At 47.5% G+C, this 21,403-nt stretch carries 18 protein-coding genes; 12 read left to right on the forward strand and 6 right to left on the reverse strand.

What is annotated here, in order from left to right:
* Positions 1-166: 166 nt before the first annotated feature.
* The 6 genes from GQ51_RS04000 to GQ51_RS04025 all read left to right on the forward strand — a co-directional run bounded on the left by GQ51_RS04000 (position 167) and on the right by GQ51_RS04025 (position 9,222).
* Complete coding sequence (locus tag GQ51_RS04000; RefSeq protein ID WP_047550076.1) at positions 167-1,777, forward strand: type I restriction-modification system subunit M; 1,611 nt, start codon at positions 167-169, stop codon at positions 1,775-1,777.
* Entirely contained in the window at positions 1,774-2,949 is a 1,176-nt protein-coding gene (locus tag GQ51_RS12245; protein ID WP_081987083.1) for a restriction endonuclease subunit S, read from the forward strand. The genes GQ51_RS04000 and GQ51_RS12245 overlap by 4 nt, the downstream gene beginning before the upstream one ends.
* Before the next feature lie 88 nt (positions 2,950-3,037).
* On the forward strand, positions 3,038-4,303 hold the full coding sequence (locus GQ51_RS04010) for an AAA family ATPase (protein WP_047550079.1): 1,266 nt from the start codon (positions 3,038-3,040) through the stop codon (positions 4,301-4,303).
* Complete coding sequence (locus tag GQ51_RS04015) at positions 4,290-4,982, forward strand: RloB family protein (protein WP_200884392.1); 693 nt, start codon at positions 4,290-4,292, stop codon at positions 4,980-4,982. Before GQ51_RS04010 ends, GQ51_RS04015 begins: the two co-directional genes overlap by 14 nt.
* A 9-nt stretch (positions 4,983-4,991) precedes the next feature.
* The gene (locus tag GQ51_RS04020; protein ID WP_047553821.1) at positions 4,992-6,011 is read left to right on the forward strand and encodes a virulence RhuM family protein; all 1,020 of its coding nucleotides are present in this window, start codon (positions 4,992-4,994) and stop codon (positions 6,009-6,011) included.
* Positions 6,012-6,018: 7 nt separating this feature from the next.
* Positions 6,019-9,222 carry a type I restriction endonuclease subunit R gene (locus GQ51_RS04025; protein ID WP_047550085.1) on the forward strand — a complete coding sequence of 1,068 codons (3,204 nt, stop codon included), beginning with the start codon at positions 6,019-6,021 and terminating at the stop codon, positions 9,220-9,222.
* A 94-nt stretch (positions 9,223-9,316) separates the two neighbouring features.
* On the opposite strand, the gene GQ51_RS04030 is transcribed toward GQ51_RS04025, so the two are convergent.
* Positions 9,317-10,264 carry a vWA domain-containing protein gene (locus GQ51_RS04030; protein WP_160279996.1) on the reverse strand — a complete coding sequence of 316 codons (948 nt, stop codon included), beginning with the start codon at positions 10,262-10,264 and terminating at the stop codon, positions 9,317-9,319.
* A 19-nt stretch (positions 10,265-10,283) separates the two neighbouring features.
* On the reverse strand, positions 10,284-10,724 hold the full coding sequence (locus GQ51_RS04035) for a hypothetical protein (protein WP_047550088.1): 441 nt from the start codon (positions 10,722-10,724) through the stop codon (positions 10,284-10,286).
* A 169-nt stretch (positions 10,725-10,893) separates the two neighbouring features.
* On the opposite strand from GQ51_RS04035, the gene GQ51_RS04040 reads away from it, so the two are divergent.
* The gene (locus tag GQ51_RS04040; RefSeq protein WP_047550091.1) at positions 10,894-11,871 is read left to right on the forward strand and encodes a helix-turn-helix domain-containing protein; all 978 of its coding nucleotides are present in this window, start codon (positions 10,894-10,896) and stop codon (positions 11,869-11,871) included.
* 181 nt (positions 11,872-12,052) lie between these two features.
* Here the strand turns inward: GQ51_RS04040 and GQ51_RS04045 are convergent, their stop codons facing one another.
* Both GQ51_RS04045 and GQ51_RS04050 read right to left on the reverse strand, forming a co-directional pair.
* Positions 12,053-13,243, reverse strand: coding sequence for an ammonium transporter (locus tag GQ51_RS04045; RefSeq protein WP_047550094.1), 1,191 nt, complete (start codon positions 13,241-13,243; stop codon positions 12,053-12,055).
* Positions 13,244-13,516: 273 nt separating this feature from the next.
* Positions 13,517-14,191, reverse strand: a complete 675-nt coding sequence (locus tag GQ51_RS04050) for a hypothetical protein (RefSeq protein ID WP_047550097.1) — start codon at positions 14,189-14,191, stop codon at positions 13,517-13,519.
* 346 nt (positions 14,192-14,537) lie between these two features.
* Between GQ51_RS04050 and GQ51_RS04055 the strand changes: the two genes are divergently transcribed.
* From GQ51_RS04055 to hslO, 4 genes are all read left to right on the forward strand, one after another.
* Positions 14,538-14,849 (forward strand): DUF3301 domain-containing protein, encoded by a 312-nt coding sequence (locus GQ51_RS04055; protein ID WP_047550100.1) that lies wholly within the window; start codon positions 14,538-14,540, stop codon positions 14,847-14,849.
* A gap of 12 nt (positions 14,850-14,861) precedes the next feature.
* Positions 14,862-15,758 (forward strand): tRNA glutamyl-Q(34) synthetase GluQRS, encoded by an 897-nt coding sequence (gluQRS, locus tag GQ51_RS04060; RefSeq protein ID WP_047550103.1) that lies wholly within the window; start codon positions 14,862-14,864, stop codon positions 15,756-15,758.
* A 163-nt stretch (positions 15,759-15,921) separates the two neighbouring features.
* Positions 15,922-18,168 (forward strand): TonB-dependent receptor, encoded by a 2,247-nt coding sequence (locus GQ51_RS04065; RefSeq protein ID WP_047550106.1) that lies wholly within the window; start codon positions 15,922-15,924, stop codon positions 18,166-18,168.
* 121 nt (positions 18,169-18,289) lie between these two features.
* Complete coding sequence (gene hslO, locus GQ51_RS04070; protein ID WP_047550109.1) at positions 18,290-19,201, forward strand: Hsp33 family molecular chaperone HslO; 912 nt, start codon at positions 18,290-18,292, stop codon at positions 19,199-19,201.
* Between the two features lie 28 nt (positions 19,202-19,229).
* Here hslO and GQ51_RS04075 read toward each other — a convergent pair whose 3' ends face one another.
* Together GQ51_RS04075 and GQ51_RS04080 are read right to left on the reverse strand one after the other, a co-directional pair.
* The gene (locus GQ51_RS04075; RefSeq protein ID WP_235276162.1) at positions 19,230-19,781 is read right to left on the reverse strand and encodes a pilin; all 552 of its coding nucleotides are present in this window, start codon (positions 19,779-19,781) and stop codon (positions 19,230-19,232) included.
* Positions 19,781-20,557, reverse strand: coding sequence for a TrmH family RNA methyltransferase (locus GQ51_RS04080; RefSeq protein ID WP_047550112.1), 777 nt, complete (start codon positions 20,555-20,557; stop codon positions 19,781-19,783). The genes GQ51_RS04075 and GQ51_RS04080 overlap by 1 nt, the downstream gene beginning before the upstream one ends.
* A gap of 131 nt (positions 20,558-20,688) precedes the next feature.
* Between GQ51_RS04080 and aqpZ the strand changes: the two genes are divergently transcribed.
* Positions 20,689-21,381: an aquaporin Z gene (gene aqpZ, locus GQ51_RS04085; RefSeq protein WP_047550114.1), complete on the forward strand. Its 693-nt coding sequence runs from the start codon at positions 20,689-20,691 to the stop codon at positions 21,379-21,381.
* The last annotated feature ends 22 nt before the right edge of the window (positions 21,382-21,403 follow it).

The following is a 21,403-nucleotide window of genomic DNA, read 5'->3' on the forward strand; positions in this document are numbered from 1 at the left end:
CCTGGGATTATGCCAAGATGCAGGAATTTAATCCTGCGCTTAATAGTCAGCCACTTAAAATATTGTACAAGTCACTCACACAAAGCAGGATTTATCTATTCAAGATTCTTCCCTAGAAGTTATGATGCAATAAAATACATATACAAAAAATAATTCAGGGAAATAAATGGCTGCACGAAATAAAAAACAAACAACTTCAGAACCATTAGAGAAACAACTTTGGAAAGCAGCCGATAAACTCCGCAAAAATATCGATGCGGCTGAATACAAACACATCGTTTTAGGTTTAATTTTTCTTAAATATATTTCAGACTCCTTCGAACAGCAGTTTGCCAAATTATCAGAAGGCAAAGGCGAATACGCAGGTGCAGATCCGGAAGACAAAGACGAATACGCAGCTGAAAACGTGTTCTTTGTGCCACAGGATGCTCGTTGGAGCTACTTGCAGTCACAGGCCAAGCAGCCAGATATCGGCAAACTGGTGGATGCCGCAATGGATGCCATTGAAGCCGAAAACGCCTCACTTAAAGGCGTGTTGCCCAAAGTGTTCGCACGCGATAATTTAGACCCAGCCAGCTTAGGTCAACTCATTGATTTAGTCGGCAATATTGCTTTGGGTGATGCCAAATCACGCAGCGCAGATGTACTTGGCCATGTGTTTGAATATTTTCTAGGTGAATTTGCGCTTGCAGAAGGCAAACAAGGCGGGCAGTTCTACACCCCGCGCTCAGTGGTTGAGTTATTGGTTGAAATGCTGGAGCCATACAACGGCCGCGTGTTCGACCCCTGCTGCGGCTCTGGGGGTATGTTCGTACAATCCGAAAAGTTTGTGGCAGACCACCAGGGCCGTGTGAATGATATTGCCATCTACGGGCAAGAGAGCAACCAAACCACATGGCGCCTGGCTAAAATGAACCTTGCCATTCGCGGCATTGAAGCCAGCCAGGTGAAATGGAACAACGAAGGCAGTTTTTTAAACGATGCGCATAAAGACCTGAAAGCCGATTACATCATTGCCAACCCGCCTTTCAACGTGAGCGACTGGTCAGGCGAACTACTGCGTAACGATGGCCGCTGGCAATATGGCGTGCCGCCCGCAGGCAATGCCAATTTTGCATGGCTGCAACACTTTATTTATCATCTTTCACCACAAGGTCAAGCAGGCGTAGTGCTGGCTAAAGGCGCACTTACCAGCAAAACCAGTGGTGAAGGGGAAATACGCAAAGCACTAATTGAACAAGGCAACGTGATTGACTGCATCGTCAACCTGCCAGCCAAGCTTTTCCTCAATACGCAAATCCCCGCTGCGTTGTGGTTTATGAGCCGAAACCGTACTAATGGCAAATTTAGAAACCGCAGCAACGAGATGCTGTTTATTGATGCCCGCAACTTAGGGCACCTCATCAACCGCCGCACCAAAGAACTGAGCCACGAAGATATTCGCAAAATCGCAGATACCTATCACGCATGGCGTAACCTACCCCGTCATTCCGCACTTGATGCGGAATCCAGCGAAAACAATCAAGCGCTGAGTGAAACTCAACCGCACACCTACCAAGACATCCCCGGTTTCTGTGCCTCCGTTAGTCTGGAACGCGTTAAAGAACTGGATTACGTGCTCACCCCAGGCCGTTATGTAGGCTTGCCAGATGATGAAGATGACTTTAACTTTGCTGAGCGCTTTAATGCCCTAAAAGCAGAATTTGAAGCGCAGTTGTTTGAGGAAGAAAAACTCAATAAAGCGATTGCAGAGAATTTGACGAGGGTGAAGCTGTGAGTGAGTGGCAGAAACTAACGCTCAGTCAAATTACTGAGCCAGTTAAAAACACTTACTTACCAAAAGGTGATGAACAACTGGCTTATATTGGACTTGAGCATATTGAACAAGAAACTCTTAGACTTACTGGAGTTGGCACATCATCAGATGTCACAAGTAATAAATTCAAGTTTGAAGCTAATGATGTGCTTTTTGGAAAATTAAGGCCATATTTCAGAAAAGTCTACAAACCAAAATTCTCAGGTATTTGTTCTACTGACATTTGGGTCTTCAGAGCAAAAAATGGATTCATACAAGATTATTTATTTTATTTTTTAGCCTGTTGGGATTTTGTAGACACGGCAAACAGCGGTGAAGGTGGCACTCGTATGCCACGCGCCGACTGGAACTTCCTTAAAACAACAAGCTGGCTTGTTCCCTGCGGAAAAGAACAAAAAGCCATTGCCTCAATCCTCAGCAGTTTGGATGACAAAATCGACCTGCTCCATCGTCAAAACACCACCATAGAACGCATGGCCGAAACGCTGTTCAGACAGTGGTTTGTAGAAGAAGCACAGGATGACTGGGAATTTGTAGTACTAGGAAAATATATAGAATGTTTTAATGGCGTTTCGTACAAAAGCTCAGAGCTTAACCCATCAAAAGTGGCAATGGTTACATTAAAGAGCTTTGATAGAAATGGTGGCTTTAGATTAGACGGGTTTAAAGAATTCACTGGCAAGTTCAAAGAACAACATATTGTTACTCAAGGTGATTTGGTCGTGGCACATACAGATATTACTCAAGATGCAGAGGTTATAGGTAACCCTGTATTAGTCGTCAATAATGCAAGGTATGAGCTTATGGTTATTTCAATGGACTTGGTAAAAGTTAAGTCCAAACATGAATGGCTTTCAAACGAGTTTTTATATCGGATGATGCGAACCAGAGAGTTTAAAGAGCATTGCTTAGGTTATTCAAATGGATCAACGGTTCTACATTTAAGCAAACAAGCAATTCCAGCGTTTGAATTTTCCATGCCTCCAAAAGAGAAAATTGAAAGCTACACAAAGCTTACGAAAGATTTATTTAATAAAAAATTTAAGAATATTGAACAAATCCAAACCCTAGAAAAACTCCGTGATACATTGCTCCCCAAGCTAATGAGCGGTGAAGTACGGGTAACTATTTAAGTATTAAATTATAAATAACTTATAAAATTATTTGCTTTTTTGTACATTTTATTCATAATTAACTTTTATTTTCAATTAAACACCTATTATGTTGCTAGAATTCCGAGTTGGTAATTATCGCTCTATTCGTGATGAGGTGGTTTTTAGTTTTGTGGCATCAAGCGATAAAAAATTGCCGAATCATGTGATGGTTACCGGTTTGAAAGGTTTGCCAAGTGCGGTGCGTAGTGCTGCGATTTATGGTCCGAATGCGAGCGGTAAATCCACGTTGTTGTACGCATTTAACTACATGCGTGCGGTGGTGGCTGAATCGGCAACTGCCATGCAGTTGGGGCAGGTTTTTAATGTTCAACCTTTTAAGTTAGATGCAGATTTTGCCAAGCGGCCGTCAACATTTGAGTTGAGTTTTATTTTGGGTGGCATTCGTCATCAGTACGGGTTTGCCATTACGGCTGAACGTATTGTTGAAGAGTGGCTACTGGTTTATAAAACAGCAAAGCCACAGCAGTGGTTCCGCAGAGTGTTTGACGATAAATCTCAGCATTACACATACAACTTCAGTAGCCATCTGGCCGGGCCGCGTAAGCTTTGGCAGGAGGCAACGCGACCTAATGCGTTATTTTTATCAACAGCGGCACAATTAAATAGTGAATTGTTGGGACCTGTGTTTCGCTGGCTGGTTGAGCAGCCTGTATATTTTGGTGCGGGTTTGGTGCCTTTGCCGGATTACACGACCGCACTTTTACAAAATGAAGCAGGTAAGAGCGCTGTGCGGGATTTTCTGATTGCGGCAGATATTAGTATTGCTGAAATATTGACTATACCGCGTCAGGGGTTTCATCAAAATATTGTGTTTAGCCCTGAGGGCACTCAGGTGACGCGTGAAGAAAAAGAATTGCTGATTCCACAGTTTGTGCATAAAACAGATAAAGGCGTTGCCAGTTTTGAGTTGCATGAAGAGTCAGAGGGTACGCAACGTTTATATGCGCTCGCAGCCCCCATACTGGATGTGCTGGAGCATGGGCGGATTTTAATTGTGGATGAACTTGATAGTAGTTTGCATCCCTTGTTAGTTCGTCAGCTAATTAGGCTGTTTAACAGCCTTGCGACTAACCCGAATGGCGCTCAGCTTTTGTTTACGACGCATGACACTTCGTTGCTGGATAAATCGCTGTTTAGAAGGGATCAAATCTGGTTTACTGAAAAAAACCGTGATCAGGCGACATGTTTATATCCTCTTTTAGATTTTAGCCCACGTGAAACCGAGGCTTGGGAAAAGGGATATTTAATCGGGCGCTATGGTGCTGTACCGTTTTTTGATGTGCCTGATGTGGCATCGAATGCGTTGGGTTGACCATATGGGTAAGGATAATCAACCCAAAGTACGTCAGGCTGCACAGTTGGTACGTAAAAAAGGGCGAAGAGCCACTTATGACCGCGTGCTGATTGTTACAGAAGGTTCAAAAACTGAGCCCAATTATTTAGGCGAGATACGCCGTGAACATAAGTTGCATACAGCTAATGTGCAGGTTGAGCCAAGTGCGTATGGAACATCGCCATTGCAGGTGGTTGTGTATGCAGAGCATCTTTTGATTCATGGTCATGAATCAAAACATATCGAGCCAAAAGCGTTTGAGTGTGTATGCGTAGTGTTTGATCGTGATGATCATGACAGCTATCACAATGCTTTGGCTAAAATAAGCGCAATCAATGGTAAGTATCTTAATGACAACAGAAAAAAGGTTGAATTTATAGCGATACCCTCCGTGCCATGTTTCGAGGTCTGGCTGTTGCTGCATTTTGAAGACATTCAAGCACCGATTCATAGAGATGAAGTTTATGAGCGGCTACGTACCTATCTTCCGGATTATGAAAAGGGGCGAGATGGCTACTATGCAATGACTCAATCATCTCTGGATGTTGCAATAACAAGGGCAAATGCCTTAAGTCAAGTGAACAATGAGTATGATGGGGTTAATCCATATACGGCGATGCATCAATTGGTGATGAAGTTAAAATCTTTAAAAAGTTAAGTGCATTTAATGAAATTAAATAGTGAAATCGTGATTTACCAAAGCGATGATGGGCGCATACGCCTAGAAACTCGCCTACAAAATGAAACGCTATGGATGACGCAAAGCCAAATGGCTGAGTTGTTTGGTTGCTCCGTCGACAATATTTCATTGCACCTTAAAAACATCTTTGAGGAAAACGAGCTGGTTGAGACGGCAACTTCCGAGGATTTCTCGGTAGTTCGTTTAGAGGGTGAGCGGCAGGTTTCACGTAATATCAAACACTATAACTTGGATGCAATTATCAGCGTTGGTTATCGCGTTAAAAGCGTGATTGCGACCCGCTTTAGAATCTGGGCAACGCAGCAGTTAAAAGAGTTCATCATTAAAGGGTTTGTGATGGATGATGAGCGGCTTAAAAATCCACCTGTTGGTAAGTCCGTTACCCCTGATTACTTTGCTGAGATGCTGGCGCGCGTACGTGATATACGTGCAAGTGAGCGGCGTATGTATTTGCGGGTGCGTGAAATTTTTGCATTAGCCGCAGACTATGAGCCGACGCTGGCTGAAACTACCAGATTTTTTAGCGTGATTCAAAATAAGCTGCATTTCGCTGCTACAGGTATGACCGCGGCTGAGCTAATTGCAAGCCGTGCAGATCATGCAAAACCCAATATGGGCTTAAGCACTTGGCAAAAAGATGCGGTACGCAAAACCGATGTGGTAATTGCCAAAAACTATCTCGCTGAAAATGAAGTGACTGAACTCAACCGTATTGTGACCATGTGGCTGGATTTTGCTGAAGACCAAGCCACAAGACGCAAGCAGGTGTTTATGAAAGATTGGGCAAACAAGCTGGATGATTTCTTAAAGTTTAACGATAGAGCCGTGCTTAATAATGCAGGCAGTGTGAGCAAAAAACAGGCTGACGCAAAAGCGGGTGCAGAGTTTGAGAAGTTTGCTGAAACAAGGCGGGCTTTGAAAGAAAAGCAAGCTGAGGCTGATTACTTTAACCAGCTTTCGCAATTGGCAAAAGAAGACAAGAAGTAGATTAGGCATGCAAAAGCTCACAGAATCCGCTATAGAAACCCTCGCAATTGAACGATTGCAAGCCCTTGGCTATGGCTATGTGTACGCCCCTGACATTGCACCCGATGCTGCAAACCCAGAGCGTGAGAATTTTACCGATGTAATTTTAGATGAGCGTTTGCGTAAAGCGATTACCCGCATTAACCCCACCCTGCCCGCTGCCGCTTTAGATGAGGCTATTAAAACCATACAACGCATCAACTCACCTGAGCTGCTGGCGAATAATGAGGCGTTCCACCGATTACTCACGGAGGGCGTGAATGTCAGCTACCAAAAAGATGGCAACACACGTGGTGATTTAGTTTGGCTGATCGATTTTGCCAACCCGGACAATAATGAGTTTATGGTCGCGAACCAGTTCACCATTATTGAAAACAACCAGAATAAACGCCCGGATTTGATTCTGTTTGTAAACGGTTTGCCGCTGGTGGTGATTGAGCTTAAAAACGCAGCGGATGAAAACGCTACGGTTAAAACTGCTTATGAGCAGATTCGCACGTATAAAACCAGTATCCCCGGTTTATTTACCTACAATGGTTTTGTGGTGGTGTCAGATGGTTTGGAAGCGCGAGCCGGAACCATATCGGCAGACCTCAGCCGTTATATGGCTTGGAAAAGTGCCGATGGCAAAGCAGAAGCATCGCACCTTATCAGCCAGCTGGAAACACTGATTAACGGTATGCTGAACAAAGTCACGCTGCTGGATTTGATTCGCCACTTTATCGTGTTTGAAAAATCCTCCAAAGAAGACGCCAAAACCGGGCAGATCAGCATCAGTACGGTTAAAAAGCTGGCAGCCTATCACCAATATTACGCAGTGAATGCGGCGGTGATTTCCACCTTGAGGGCATCCGCAGAAGCAAATGGCGTGGCGCAAGACCCTGCCAGCTATGGTTTGCCAGATGTGCGCACCCAGCCCAAGGGCGACCGCAAGGCCGGTGTGGTATGGCATACGCAAGGCAGCGGCAAGTCGCTGAGCATGGTGTTCTACACGGGCAAGATCGTTTTAGCCCTGAATAACCCGACCGTGGTGGTGATTACCGACCGCAATGATCTGGATGACCAGCTGTTTGATACCTTTGCCGCATCCAGCCAATTGCTGCGCCAGGAGCCCAAGCAGGTGGAAGATCGCCAGCAGTTAAAAGATCTGCTCAAAGTGGCCTCTGGTGGCGTGATTTTTACCACCATACAGAAATTTCAGCCAGAAGAAGGCAATGTGTATGAAACGCTATCCGAGCGTCGTAACATTGTGGTGATTGCCGATGAGGCGCACCGCACCCAATATGGCTTTAAGGCCAAAACCGTAGAGGATAAAAATGCAGCCGGTGAAGTCATCGGCCAAAAGATTGTGTATGGTTTTGCCAAATACATGCGCGATGCCCTGCCCAATGCTACATACCTGGGCTTTACCGGCACGCCAATTGAAAGCACCGATGTGAATACGCCGGCGGTATTTGGCAATTATGTGGATATTTACGATATTGCCCAAGCCGTGGAAGATGGCGCAACAGTACGCATCTATTACGAAAGCCGTTTGGCCAAAGTGCAGCTTTCCGAAGAGGGCAAAAAACTGGTTGCGGAGTTGGATGAAGAACTGGAGCAGGACGAGCTCAGCGAAACACAAAAGGCCAAAAATCGCTGGACGCAAATTGAGGCACTGATTGGCAGTGAAAAGCGCATTCAGAATATCGCGCAGGATATCGTCACCCACTTTGAGCAGCGTCAGGAAGTGTTTACCGGCAAAGGCATGATTGTGAGCATGTCGCGCCGCATTGCCGCTGCGCTGCATGCTGAAATCATTAAAATCAAACCTGAGTGGCATTCAGATGACTTAAACAAAGGTGTAATCAAAGTGGTGATGACCGCTTCATCCAGCGATGGCCCGGAACTTGCCAGGCACCACACTACCAAACAGCAGCGCCGCAATCTTGCCGAGCGCATGAAAGACCCGGACGACGAACTAAAACTGGTAATTGTGCGTGATATGTGGCTAACCGGTTTTGATGCGCCAAGCATGCATACGCTCTACATCGACAAGCCTATGAAAGGCCATAATCTGATGCAGGCGATTGCTCGTGTGAACCGTGTCTATGGTGACAAGCCCGGTGGCTTGGTGGTGGATTATCTAGGTATTGCTGCCGATCTCAAGCAAGCCTTATCGTTCTATTCCGACGCCGGCGGCAAGGGTGACCCAGCCGAAACGCAAGAACAGGCCGTGAACCTGATGCTGGAGAAACTGGAAGTCGTCGCCAATATGTTTCATGGCTTTGATTACAAGGCTTACTTCACGACAGATACCTCTAAAAAGCTCTCGCTGATCTTGGCGGCTGAAGAGCATATCCTGAATATTGAAGATGGCAAAAAACGCTACATTAACGAAGTCACCTTGCTATCCCAAGCATTTGCCATTGCAATTCCCCATGAACAAGCCATGGATGTGAAAGATGAAGTGGCTTTCTTCCAGGCGGTGAAGGCGCGGCTGGCTAAATTTGACAGCACAGGCGAAGGCAAAACCAACGAAGAAATTGAAACCACGATTCGTCAGGTGATTGATAAAGCCCTGGTTTCGGAACAAGTGATTGATGTGTTTGATGCCGCAGGTATTAAAAAGCCGGATATCTCTATTTTGAGTGACGAGTTTCTGCTTGAACTTAAAAACCACGAGCATAAAAATATTGCGTTGGAAGTGCTAAAAAAACTGCTCAATGAAGAAATCAAAATACGCGAACGGCTGAATGTGGTGCAAGGCCGCAGCCTGATGGAAATGCTGCAGAACTCGATCAAGCGTTATCAGAATAAAATCATCACTGCCGCTGAACTGATGGATGAGCTGATTAAAGTCAGCAAAGAAATTGTGCATGGCGACACTGAAGCTGAACGCCTGAAACTCAACCCGCTGGAGTTTGCTTTTTATACCGCCGTAGCCAATAACAATAGCGCAAGGGAGTTGATGCAGCAGGATAAGCTGCGTGAACTGGCTGTGGTGTTGCTGCAAAAAGTACGTGAAAATGCAAGCATCGACTGGACGATCAAGGAAAACGTAAAAGCGAAACTAAAAGTTATCGTAAAGCGCACACTCCGGCAGTTTGGCTATCCGCCTGATATGGAGATACTGGCAACGGAGACTGTGCTGAAACAGGCTGAGATGATTGCGGCTGAACTTCAACACTAAATAAATAATTACTTTTGATCAACAATAAAGCCATGATTTTTCAGGAATTTTTAAATTATCTGTTCAGGCAGCCTTCACTATCTTCTGCCTGACTTTATTCATTAGCATTGACCGGCTTTGGGGAACAGGTCATGATATATTCAGCAAGAATACAAAACATCGCTAGAAGCGCAAATAGCCAACCAATATTAACAGACACATTGCCATGACCTGCAGGAGGCAACTTCTCTAAACTCGTTGTTAGATTTTTTTGCGTATCTGCTCTTGTATAGCTTGCGCCAATCTCATTGGCTAGCTCTTTTAAATAACCTTCACGTAAAGCTGATAAGTAATATTCATTAGGATCAGAGGCAATGGAGTCATCACGTTTCCCAACCGAGTCTTCATTCACTATCTGGCTGGGCTCTATCTTAATCGCATAATGCGACCAGTATCCTATTACTTCATCTTTGCTGTTAAATTTGGGCACTGGTGAAGGCTTATCTGAGCCTACACCCGCTAATAGCCAACTGCTACTTCCTTGCATGGGAGTCAAATCAACTTTGGTAATCGCATTCAGTGGGGCGGCCTCATCGCCATCGGTAAAAAAAATAATCTGGGTAGGTTCCGGCATCAATAGCAGTACACTTGTCGCGTTCAGCAAAGCCAAACGCAGGTGACTACTTCCCCGCCAAGCCATACGCCACTCGATGTGACTTAATGTGTCATCCAGAATGTCAAAGTTCGAACAAACTTCGATCGGGATATATAGCGGTACAATTTCTGCGTTGGAAAATAAGGCGATACTGACTTTAGTACCGCATGACAGGTCTTTAATCGTGCTCCTCAAGAGCTGTAAGGTGTAATTTAACCTGCTGACAGATACGTTATTAAATTGCATGTCTTCCACATTCATGCTTTGCGTGATATCCACCACAAACATGTAATGCCGAAAGTCTCTGGGTAAATCTACTTTGGGATTCCATATGGCTATGGCCAGCCCTATCAGGGCCAGCCATAAATATGTACCGTTACTTACCAAACGTAAGTGCAGTGGGCTCATTAAAATTCTGCGATCAAAATTAAGCTCTATTGAAGGTTGATCGCAGAACGTAAACAGCCGCCTTACCGAAACCATAGCTGGTGATCAGAATACTGGCAAATAAGTAAAACTTAAACCATTCTGGCGGCGGTATTGTTGGGCTATCCAATCCGGGGAAGACAGCCATCAATAGAAACAAGCTGGAGTTGGTAAATGCCCCCACAACCATTGCCCAACGCACATGCCAAGGCAATGGCACTTTGGTTGCATATACCCCTAGAATCAGTGCCGTCATTAACAGAAAATCAATATGTGCCTGCAATAAACGTGTGAACTTGCCAGCAAAGATCGACTGGAGCGGTTCTACCCCAAAATTCAAACCGACCATGCACCAGGCTAATAACAACGCCATGAGTAACCACAGTGCGGCACCGCGAATCAGAACAACATTTCCAGCATACTTTCGGTCTTCTTGTAACATGCATCCTCCTTATTTATCTAATAAAAAAACATCCGTTAGATTAACAAGAATGATTTTAAAAACTTGTTCAAAAAGGCTGTAATAATTGACTTAAACGGTGTTCTGTCGATTTACACAAGCAATGCAATGCGGCTAATATGGCTGGTGTCGAACAATTAGGAATAATTGAATGGGACAGCAAGACTTGAATTCAGAACAGCTTAATCGACCACTTCGACTTTCAACAGAGGATATTCCTGCCTGGTGCAGACAGGAATGGTTGCGTGAGGTCATCGGACGCGAGTATGCGAATGTCGATATAACGCCACCTCGAAGCGAGAGGCTGTTCAATGAAATGGCTATCTATTCGGGTAAGCTGATGCGTTTGTCTGTCATTCATTCAAATAGCATTACTATTACGCGACTGCCTAAAGAACCCAGTCTGATTAGCCAAGATGCCTATTTTGGCGTGATTCTGCTTGCAGGAGAATATCTGCTTGAACAAAACAACCGTGAAGTATTCTTAAAACCTGGTGACATGACGATCTATGATGCAACACGTCCACATCGTATCCATTGCCCTGAGAGCTTCTCTAAACTCATCATATCGATCCCCAGAAAGCTTATGCGGGAAAGACTTGCTGGCGTAGAACACTGCACCGCTTTACATATTAAAAGCGAACAAGGCGCGGGGAGCATTGCCTCACACTTCATTCAATCAATGGCCAGGGAAGCGGACAGAATCTCGCGTAATACATTTGATGCCTTGTCTGAGAATTCTTTAGATTTATTTACTTTAGCACTCAATGGCATTCGACCACAAAGTCACAATCTATCAAGAAGTCGCTCTCTTTCTTTATTCAGAGTAAAAGAGTTTATAGAGCGCAACATTACCAACCCTTTGTTAGATACAGCTGCAATTGAGTCTGGTACAGGATTGTCAGCAAGATATATCAATGAATTACTTCAATACGAAGGTACATCTCTCATGCGCTACGTTTGGAATTCCAGGTTAACGCATTGTCACAAAGAACTATCCAGCCCAGATTGTTTTCCAAACAGAATATCTGATGTTGCACTGCAATGGGGATTTAATGACTTCTCGCATTTTAGCCGGGCATACAAGAAAAAATACGGCATGAGTCCAAGAGATGCTAGAAACCATTAAGCGCTGCGACTGAAGCGCAGCTAATTGACTAGAAATCTTAAGATAGCTGCAACCGGAAATGGCCTAATTACAGGCTAGAAATGAAAAATCCCTTGAGGCATTGTAATTTCCAAGGGATTTTTCTTTTTCTTACTGCTTAGTCTTGGCAGGCTTGATTTATTTATATCAAAAGCATTCAGGCTCAATCATCCGCCATCGAGTTGATTTTATGAATGCTCAGGTCCGCACCGTCAAACTCTTCTTCCGCACTCAGGCGAATGCCGACTATCTTTTTAAGCGTGCCATACACAATAAAGCTGCCAGTAACCGCAACTGCAACCCCCAACCCGGTGCCGATGAGCTGTGACATCAAACTCACGCCGCCCAGCCCGCCCAGCGATTTTGCGCCAAAAATACCGGCGGCGATACCGCCCCATGCACCGCACAGCCCGTGCAAAGGCCAGACACCGAGTACATCATCGATTTTCCAGCGGTTCTGGGTCAAGGTAAATGTAAGCACGAATATCACGCCAGCCACAGCCCCGGTCACCAGAGCACCCAGCGGATGCATGATATCGGAGCCGGCACAGACAGCAACCAGGCCTGCCAACGGTCCATTGTGTACAAATCCGGGGTCGTTCTTACCCAGCACCAGTGCCGCCAAAGTACCGCCGACCAGCGCCATGAGTGAATTGACCGCAACCAGCCCGGAAATCCCCTGGATAGACTGCGCGGACATCACATTGAAACCGAACCAGCCTACGGTCAGTATCCATGCACCCAAAGCCAGAAACGGAATATTTGAAGGCGGATAGGCATGCAGGCGACCATCCTTGCTGTAACGGCCACGACGTGCGCCAAGCAGCACAACGGCGACAACGGCAATCCAGCCCCCCATCGCATGCACGACCACCGAGCCGGCAAAATCACGGAACGGTGCACCGAAAGTAAGTTTCAGCCAATCCTGGATGCCATAATGGCCGCTCCATGCAATACCTTCAAAGAATGGGTACACCAACCCCACCAGTATGAAAGTTGCAGCCATTTGCGGGTTGAATTTTGCACGCTCCGCAATACCACCGGAGATAATTGCCGGAATTGCCGCCGCAAAAGTAAGTAAAAAGAAAAACTTAACCAGCTCGACGCCATTTTTAGCCGCCAGCACATCTGCACCGCTGAAAAAACTGATGCCGTGGGCAATGCTGTAACCGATAAAAAAATAAGCGATTGTCGATACGGAAAAATCCACCATGATTTTCACCAGCGCATTGGTCTGGTTTTTCTTACGCACAGTGCCGACTTCCAAAAATGCAAAGCCGGCATGCATTGCCAGCACCATAATGGCACCAAGCAATACAAATAGCACATCATTTGCTGTTACTAACGCTTCCATTTATATGTCACCTCTTAACATTTAAGCCGATGAATACAAGCAAAGAATAAGCCAAAAGTTAACCTTTTGTTTTATATGGATATTAGTATTACACAAAACATGGCAACGCACCGAGAAAGTGCATGCAAGGATGCAATGCACTTTATTTGTGCAAACCTGAATTTATGCAAATTGGAACTGGTACAAATTTGACGTACATACCGGAAGGTGCATTTTTAATCAGGGCCAAATGATGCGATCAGCAGTAAAAAGCGGCTAACTCAAACCCCGCAATTACAGCAGCATGCTGCCGGAACCATCTTTGAGCACCATGCTTGCAGCATCCGGGTTACCCGACCAGAAATGATAAAACTCCCTGACCACAACCAGGAACAGCCTTCTGTTCTGCTTGATGGTGAATAACGGCAAAGTCAGGTCAACAGCGGTTCTGTACATGGCACCGCTCTTTTCCGGCGCACTTCTTAAACGGATCAGGATGATCTTTGCCAGCTTGACCCGGGTATCCACCAGTGCCTGCTCTGCGCCCTCCTGGCGCAAAGCCTGTGTGTAAGCCTTTAACGGCCAGTTTTCAGAAGTGTCGAACTTTTCGGTTTCCAGACTATCCGTCAATGCTTTCAATGAAACGAAATCCGGCTTCCAATCAACGGGCGGAACCTCAAAGCCGGGGTTCTTGTTGAGCGCGGCAATCGCCTTGATGTCTTTCAGCCAGAACGGGTAAAACTCGCGTGCAGCGGTAAGATTCTCATGCCAGTGATCTGCCGGAACGGATTCCATTATATTTTCAATGGCGACCCGATACGCAGCGCCATCAAGCGCCAGGTCCTGCAGGCTGACACTCAGCTTATCCAAAAACAATGAACGCTTATGCAGCAGGGAACTTGTTGCCCCTTTTGATTGCAGCAATTTCAAATAGGCATTGATTGCTTCTTTTTCACGGATCATATTCATTGATTATTATTTCGATTCAACAACCAGGAAAACCATTATTCAGAAAGGATACTGGTTTGCACTTGCAATTTAATTATAGAAATTTGTTTATTATGTGTATTGGATCGTCAGTTTTTAGAACTGCCGTCGATTTTTCTATAAGTATTATATATAAAAACCCAGCGCTAGTTTTATATATGCAACACATAATCACACTATCAGCAAAAATCAGATACAGATGGATTCCATACTTATATTTTTAAGGTTTTACCAGTAAGATGCCGCCAGCTGGGTAGAATGGACACGTGCCCTCAATACTGATCGGCAATCCAAATTTTTTACCGGAATTTTATTACCAGGGTTTTTTATGGAAATAGCATTAATCGTGATATTACTAGCCATTGCATGGTTCTGGATTGACAGCCTTGACAAGCGCGAAAGGGCAATCCTGCTGGGGGGAGAACTCGCTTCCAGATTCAACCTGCAACTACTTGATGAGTCAGTGGTCTGCAGCCGCATATGGTTAGGACGCAACCGTAAAGGTCATATGCAGCTGCTGCGCACTTATGAGTTCGATGTAAGCGCCAGCGGCGATGACCGCCTGCACTGCCACCTGATGCTGCTGGGCAACCAACTAGGCTCCTGGCATATCCCGCCTTACCTGCAACCTGTAAATTAAGCCGCCTGCCAGATGTATATCGGTCGCTTTGCCCCCTCACCTACCGGTCCGCTGCATTTTGGCTCTCTGGTAGCCGCAGTTGCCAGCTATTGCGATGCCAGGAAAAACGGGGGACGATGGCTGCTGCGTATGGAAGACCTGGATAAACCACGCACCGCCAAAGGTGCTGCGGAAACTATCCTGCGCCAGCTGGAAGCCTTTGCATTCGAGTGGGATGGACCTGTGCTGTATCAAAGCATGCGCGACCGTTTCTATAACGAGGCGCTTGAAGCATTAAAGGCCAAGCAGCTGATCTACCCTTGCACCTGTACCCGTAAAGAGATCAACGATTCAAGCACCAGCTTTGGTATTGAAGGGGTCATTTATCCGGGAACCTGCCTGCAGAACCCGATCAAGCACGATGCGGCAATTGCCTGGCGCATTAGAACCGATGCTGTCAATATCCGCTTCCAGGATGCGGTTCAAGGCGAGGTCAGCCAATCCTTGAATACAGATATCGGTGATTTTATTCTAAAGCGCGCAGATGGCTTGTTTGCTTACCAGCTGGCAGTCGTCGTGGACGATGCCGCACAAGGCATCACGCATATAGTGCGCGGCGCCGACCTGCTGGATTCTACGCCGCGCCAGATTTACCTGCAGCAAATGCTGAATTTCACCACCCCTTGTTATGCGCATGTGCCTGTTGCCTGCAACAATGCCGGCGAGAAACTCAGCAAACAGACGCTAGCCTCGCCCCTGGATATCGCCAACACTTCATTGCATTTAATCCGGGCACTGGATTTTCTTGGCCAGACACCGCCGGCAGCTTTAATACATGAAGATAAAAGCACTGTCTGGCAATGGGCTTTCAGCCATTGGCAGCTTTCCAAAGTCCCGGCCTTGAAAACACTTAAACTTGATGCAGCCTGAGCCGACTCCAACCCAGCCCGTCAAACATGGATCCGCACGGATGTTGATGATTTATCAGTATTTCTTATCGTAACTTTCCGACATACTACTTAAGTTGTATTTGATAACCATTCTCATTTGCATTATCATGGATGCAACTTAACATCCGCTCTCAGGACCCGTAATGAAAACGACGCAAGCCAGGCTATCACTCAATCAGAATGCATCCGCATTTCCATATGAAAACTCAAGGCTGAAATCAGCGATTCAGCTTGCAATCCTCGGGCTTGGCCTGGCAGCCGGTGCGTCACACGGCACGGCATATGCCGAAGCACCAGCTAAAAATGCCATCGAATTGAAAGAAGTTGAAGTGGTCGGAAAAGCGGAAAGCGACACAAAACCGGTCAAGGGCTACAACGCAAAAAGCAGCCGCTCCGCCACCAAGACCGATACCGATTTAAAAGATACGCCTCAGTCGGTCACTGTAGTCACGCAGGATGTAATGAAAGACCAATCCATCCAGAGCATCAGCGAAGCTGTGCGTTATGTGCCGGGTGTTACCGCGTCGCAGGGTGAAGGCAACCGCGATGCCTTGAACTTCCGTGGTGCAGGCGTGACCACAGGTGACTTTTATCTGGATGGTGTTCGCGATGATATTCAAACTTACCGTGACTTGTACAACACTGACCGCATCGAAGTGCTGAGAGGCTCCAATGCGATGATTTTCGGCCGCGGCGGTTCCGGTGGCGTGATCAACCGCGTGAGCAAGGAAGCTGGCTGGGATCCGGTACGCGAGCTGTCGCTCACCTATGGCGCTTATGACCAGAAACGTGCCACCATCGATGTTGGTAATGGTATTAACGATGTTGCGGCATTCCGCCTGAACACAGTCTACGAGGATGCCAACAGTTATCGTGACGGGGTTAACCTGGAGCGTTACGGCATCACACCTACCTTGACCATCAAGCCTACCGATAGCACCAAGATTGTATTGAGTGCCGAGTACTTCATGGATAAAAGAATTGGTGACCGCGGCATGCCGTCTATCGGCACCGGTTTGAAAAACCGCGCCTATGATATTGGCGACCACAGCACTTTCTTTGGCAGCGCAAGACTCAGCCCCAACGAAACGGAAACAAAAGCATTCAATGCCTTGATCGAACATGCTTTCGATAACGGCCTGACTGTACGCAACCGCACCCGCTATGCAGATTACGACAAGTTTTACCAGAACGTATATGCAAGGGGCGCGGTAAAAGCAGACGGTACCGTAGATTTAGGCGCATACCATGAAGGAACCGACCGCCAGAACCTGATCAACCAGACCGACCTCACTTACAACCTGAAAGCCGGAGGTTTTGAACACCGGCTGCTCGCGGGCATGGAACTCGGCAGGCAGGACACCAAGAACTTCAGGCTCTCCCCTAACGGCTCCAACGACAATCTCCCCGGCGCAACAGGTAACGTAAATGCAGAAGACCCGGCATTTACCGGCACATTAAACCTTAACAATTTAAGGATCCACCGGAAAAGTGAAGCAAACATCACGGCTTTCTACCTGCAAGACCAGATCATCCTGTCACCCAAATGGGAAATGGTGCTGGGCGTCAGGCATGACAAATTCGAACTTGACTATACCGACTTGCCAACAACTGCCGACCCGACCAGGAATGTCAAGTTAAGCGTAACGGATAACAAAGTTTCACCACGTGCAGGTCTGATATACAAACCGATGGAAAACCTGTCGCTGTATGCCAGCTATAGCCAATCTTTCGTACCGCGTGCGGGGGATCAGCTAACCGGCTTGAGCGCCAGCACGACCAGCCTGTCGCCTGAAAAATTCACCAACCATGAAATCGGCGCCAAGTTCGATGTCAATCCTGACCTGGCCCTGACCGCGGCCATCTACAAACTTGTGCGCGAGAATATCGCCGCAGCGTCAGACATCCCTGGGCAGACCATCCTGGTTGACGGTCAGGAAACCAAAGGCCTCGAATTAGGCATTTCAGGCAAGCTGACTGACAAATGGAGCATATTTGGCGGCTACGCTTACCAGCACGGCGAAATCACCAAAGACCAGAACATCAGCGGCAGCCAGTACACCAGCGGCACCGACCTGGGACAAACCCCGAAACATACATTCTCATTGTGGAATCGCTACGACTTCAACGAGGTCTGGGGCGCTGCAATCGGTATGGTAAGCCGCTCAGACATGTACGCACTGACACCGACCACGACGACCAGCACCTTGCTGCCGGGCTACACCCGCTTTGATGCAGCCGTTTATGGCAAATTCAGCAAAAACCTGCGCTTGCAGGTTAATCTGGAAAACCTGACCAACAAAGAGTATGCCTTGAGCGCACACAACAATAACAACATCGTGCCCGGTGCCCCGCTCACAGGCCGTGCAACACTGATCTACAATTTCTAAACGACGGGTTGAAACCAGCCTGACCAGCCCCGGCAAACCTTGCCGGGGCTTTTTTATTGACGAATGCAGATATAAAGAAGGCGCCACCATCTAAAAATGCATGCTATGTTAAAATCACGGCATGGATAAAGCTAATGACACTCTCAACCGTTTTCTATTTGAAAACACGCCGGTTCGCGGCAACATCGTGAACCTGACCAATACCTTTCAGCTCGCACTGAACAAACAGCATCTGCCGGCCGGCCTGAAACGCGCGCTGGGCGAACTCATGGCCGCAAGCGCCCTGCTGACTGCCACACTGAAGATGAATGGCTCTTTAGTCTTGCAGATTCAAAGCACGGGCAAGCTGAAATTACTGGTTGTAGAATGCACTTCCGACTTTGGCATTCGCGCCACAGCAAAATGGAACGGCGACATCGGCGACGAGCAGAACCTGTTTGACCTGATCGAGCATGGCCAGTTTGTGATCACCCTGGACCCCAAAGACGGCGGGCAGACTTACCAGGGTATCGTCCCGATCGAAAGCAGTGACATCAGCACCATTCTTGAAAATTACATGCTGCGCTCCGAACAGATCGACACCAGGATCTGGTTATGCTGCGACGGCAACTCCGCTGCAGGCATGCTGCTGCAGAAACTGCCTGAAGTCATGAACCAGGTAACGCAAAGCGAAGAATCCATTGCACATGACCTCGATGCATGGAACCGCGTTGGCCACCTGGCAGACACGGTGACTGATGATGAGCTGCTGCACCTGCCGACAGAAACCCTTCTGCACCGCTTATTCCATGAAGAAGACGTAAGGCTGTTTGAGGCGAGCAACACAAAATTCTTTTGCAGCTGCACCAGGTCCAGCGTTGCCAACATGCTACGCATGCTGGGCAATGATGAAATTACCGGTATTCTTGAGGAACAAGGCAAGATCGAAGTGAACTGTGACTTCTGCAATACGCACTACCAGTTCGATAAAGTGGATGCGGCGCAATTAATGGTGAGCGATGTTGCTGCGCAAGGCAGCAAAGAAGTACATTAAATACGATACAAGAGACTGATCAAACGCTCTATTTGCAGATATACGGCAAATACTCGGGCGCAATATCCGTCTTATTGGCGCCCATAACCGTCATTTGTTCCGGCGCTTTTGCGTTGCCGCAAACCCAGGTCACCGGAACAATGGGCGAGTCCTCAATCACGGCCGGGCGCATTGATAGCGTTTTGCCTTTGATTATCGGATGAGCCTTGTTACCGAAAGTCATATGAATTGCACCATTTTCCACAAGCACGCCGCTGACATAATTATTCACAATCTTATTATGCGCAGGCAGGCCTGCCGCTTCATTATCGGCCAGTAAGGTTTTTTCCAGCTTCCAGCTCGCCGCAACCGGTGCTTTTGCAATATCGGCCAGCGGCATTGCGGTCACGACCTGTTCTTTGACGATGCGCGCCATGCCTGAAGGAATGGCGATGGTTGCCAGAATGGCAAGAATCGCTATGACAACCATCATTTCGATCGCAGTGAATCCGGTTATATTTTTACCGAAAGCATCGCCAGGCCATTCTGGCTGATGGCGCATATAGGCACTTAACCGCTTCTGCATAAAGTCAACCTGCATTACAGCACCTGGCGTTTGCGCTCAAACAGGCAGACGGCTGCCGCAGCACCTGCATTAAGGGATTCTACGGAATGATCCGCCATCGGAATCGTGATGGCTTTCGTCGCCGCTGCAATGGTCTGCTTGCGCAGGCCGGCGCCCTCATTACCGATGACAAAAGCGGTGGGCTGGGTCAAGTCCTGCGCATAGACAGACTCGCCTGTCATTGTCGCTGCATAACTGTCGCCCCGGAAATTTCCTAGTTCCGCAATCAAGTCGGCACGCTCGACGATAGGCAGCACAAACTGCGCGCCCTGCCCCCCTCTTAACGCTTTTGGCGACCAGGCATCGGTACAGCTGGTGCTTAGATAAGCCACTTCGACCCCGGCTGCAGCTGCGGTACGCAGCATGCTGCCAAGGTTGCCCGGGTCCTGGATATCTTCCAGCATCAATACAAACTGTGGCGCTTCAGGCACAGGCAGCTGTGGCAGCTTAACCAGTGCCAATATGCCTGTAGCGCTGGCAACCGGCGTCAGCTCCGCGAACATCAGGGTCGGCAGCATGACCGTAGAAACATCAGCCAGCTCCTGAATCAGGCCAGTGGCCTCTACTGTGCTTTTACCTTCAGGGATGATGACAACATCGGGCAATCCGAATGTTGCCATATAAGCTTCGATGAGATGCACGCCATCCAGCAGGGTCTTGCCTTCGCTGCGCCGCTCGCGTGCATTATCGGCAAATTTCTTGAGCTGCTTGAAAATAGGGTTGTCGCGCGAAGTGATGTGTTTAAAAGACATATAACGATTGTTTACAGACTAAATGGCTAGTTTAACCGAACTTGTCTTGTGAGCGTAACAGGATTGCAGTAAATTACCGCTGTAGCAGACGTTGGCCTTTATCAAAAATTCAACAATCACGGGGGTTATCTATGTCATTAACAAAACGTTCATTAGCAGAGTTGATCGGTACGTTCTGGCTGGTTTTAGGCGGCTGCGGCAGCGCAGTATTAGCCGCAGGCATACCAGACCTGGGCCTGGGATACTTAGGCGTATCACTTGCTTTCGGTTTAACGGTGGTCACCATGGCCTATGCCATCGGCCATATTTCGGGCTGCCACCTGAACCCTGCCGTTTCTGTGGGTCTGGTTGCCGGTGGCCGTTTCAGTGCAAAAGACTTGCCTTTTTACGTTGTGGCGCAGGTGCTGGGCGCAGTGCTCGCCGCCATGGTGATTTACGTCATTGCCAGTGGACAGGAAGGATTCATCGTCGGCGGTTTCGCAGCCAATGGCTATGCAGAACTATCACCGCATAAATTCTCGCTGCAGGCCGCATTTGTCTGTGAAGTTGTCATGACCGCCGTGTTCCTGTTCATCATCATGGGGGCAACAGACAAACGCGCACCTGCCGGCCTTGCCCCGCTCGCCATCGGCCTGACGCTTGCACTCATTCACATGATCAGCATCCCGGTGACCAACACTTCCGTCAACCCGGCACGCAGCACAAGCCAGGCGCTGTTTGCAGGCACCGCCTACATTGACCAGCTCTGGCTGTTCTGGCTGGCACCGATTGTCGGCGGCATCATAGGTGCGCTGGTTTATAACTTCATAGCAGCCGATGATTAAACCTGCCGCCATGCAGACTGCC

Origin of the sequence: Methylotenera sp. G11 (genome assembly GCF_000799735.1) — a bacterium.
Taxonomy (GTDB): Bacteria; Pseudomonadota; Gammaproteobacteria; order Burkholderiales; family Methylophilaceae; genus Methylotenera.

Coding starts and splice junctions, on each gene's coding strand:
- GQ51_RS04000 (WP_047550076.1), top strand. CDS start 167: ATGGCTGCACGAAATAAAAAACAAACAACTTCAGAACCATTAGAGAAA.
- GQ51_RS04010 (WP_047550079.1), top strand. CDS start 3,038: ATGTTGCTAGAATTCCGAGTTGGTAATTATCGCTCTATTCGTGATGAG.
- GQ51_RS04015 (WP_200884392.1), top strand. CDS start 4,290: ATGCGTTGGGTTGACCATATGGGTAAGGATAATCAACCCAAAGTACGT.
- GQ51_RS04020 (WP_047553821.1), top strand. CDS start 4,992: ATGAAATTAAATAGTGAAATCGTGATTTACCAAAGCGATGATGGGCGC.
- GQ51_RS04025 (WP_047550085.1), top strand. CDS start 6,019: ATGCAAAAGCTCACAGAATCCGCTATAGAAACCCTCGCAATTGAACGA.
- GQ51_RS04030 (WP_160279996.1), bottom strand. CDS start 10,264: ATGAGCCCACTGCACTTACGTTTGGTAAGTAACGGTACATATTTATGG.
- GQ51_RS04035 (WP_047550088.1), bottom strand. CDS start 10,724: ATGTTACAAGAAGACCGAAAGTATGCTGGAAATGTTGTTCTGATTCGC.
- GQ51_RS04040 (WP_047550091.1), top strand. CDS start 10,894: ATGGGACAGCAAGACTTGAATTCAGAACAGCTTAATCGACCACTTCGA.
- GQ51_RS04045 (WP_047550094.1), bottom strand. CDS start 13,243: ATGGAAGCGTTAGTAACAGCAAATGATGTGCTATTTGTATTGCTTGGT.
- GQ51_RS04050 (WP_047550097.1), bottom strand. CDS start 14,191: ATGAATATGATCCGTGAAAAAGAAGCAATCAATGCCTATTTGAAATTG.
- GQ51_RS04055 (WP_047550100.1), top strand. CDS start 14,538: ATGGAAATAGCATTAATCGTGATATTACTAGCCATTGCATGGTTCTGG.
- gluQRS (WP_047550103.1), top strand. CDS start 14,862: ATGTATATCGGTCGCTTTGCCCCCTCACCTACCGGTCCGCTGCATTTT.
- GQ51_RS04065 (WP_047550106.1), top strand. CDS start 15,922: ATGAAAACGACGCAAGCCAGGCTATCACTCAATCAGAATGCATCCGCA.
- hslO (WP_047550109.1), top strand. CDS start 18,290: ATGGATAAAGCTAATGACACTCTCAACCGTTTTCTATTTGAAAACACG.
- GQ51_RS04075 (WP_235276162.1), bottom strand. CDS start 19,781: ATGCAGGTTGACTTTATGCAGAAGCGGTTAAGTGCCTATATGCGCCAT.
- GQ51_RS04080 (WP_047550112.1), bottom strand. CDS start 20,557: ATGTCTTTTAAACACATCACTTCGCGCGACAACCCTATTTTCAAGCAG.
- aqpZ (WP_047550114.1), top strand. CDS start 20,689: ATGTCATTAACAAAACGTTCATTAGCAGAGTTGATCGGTACGTTCTGG.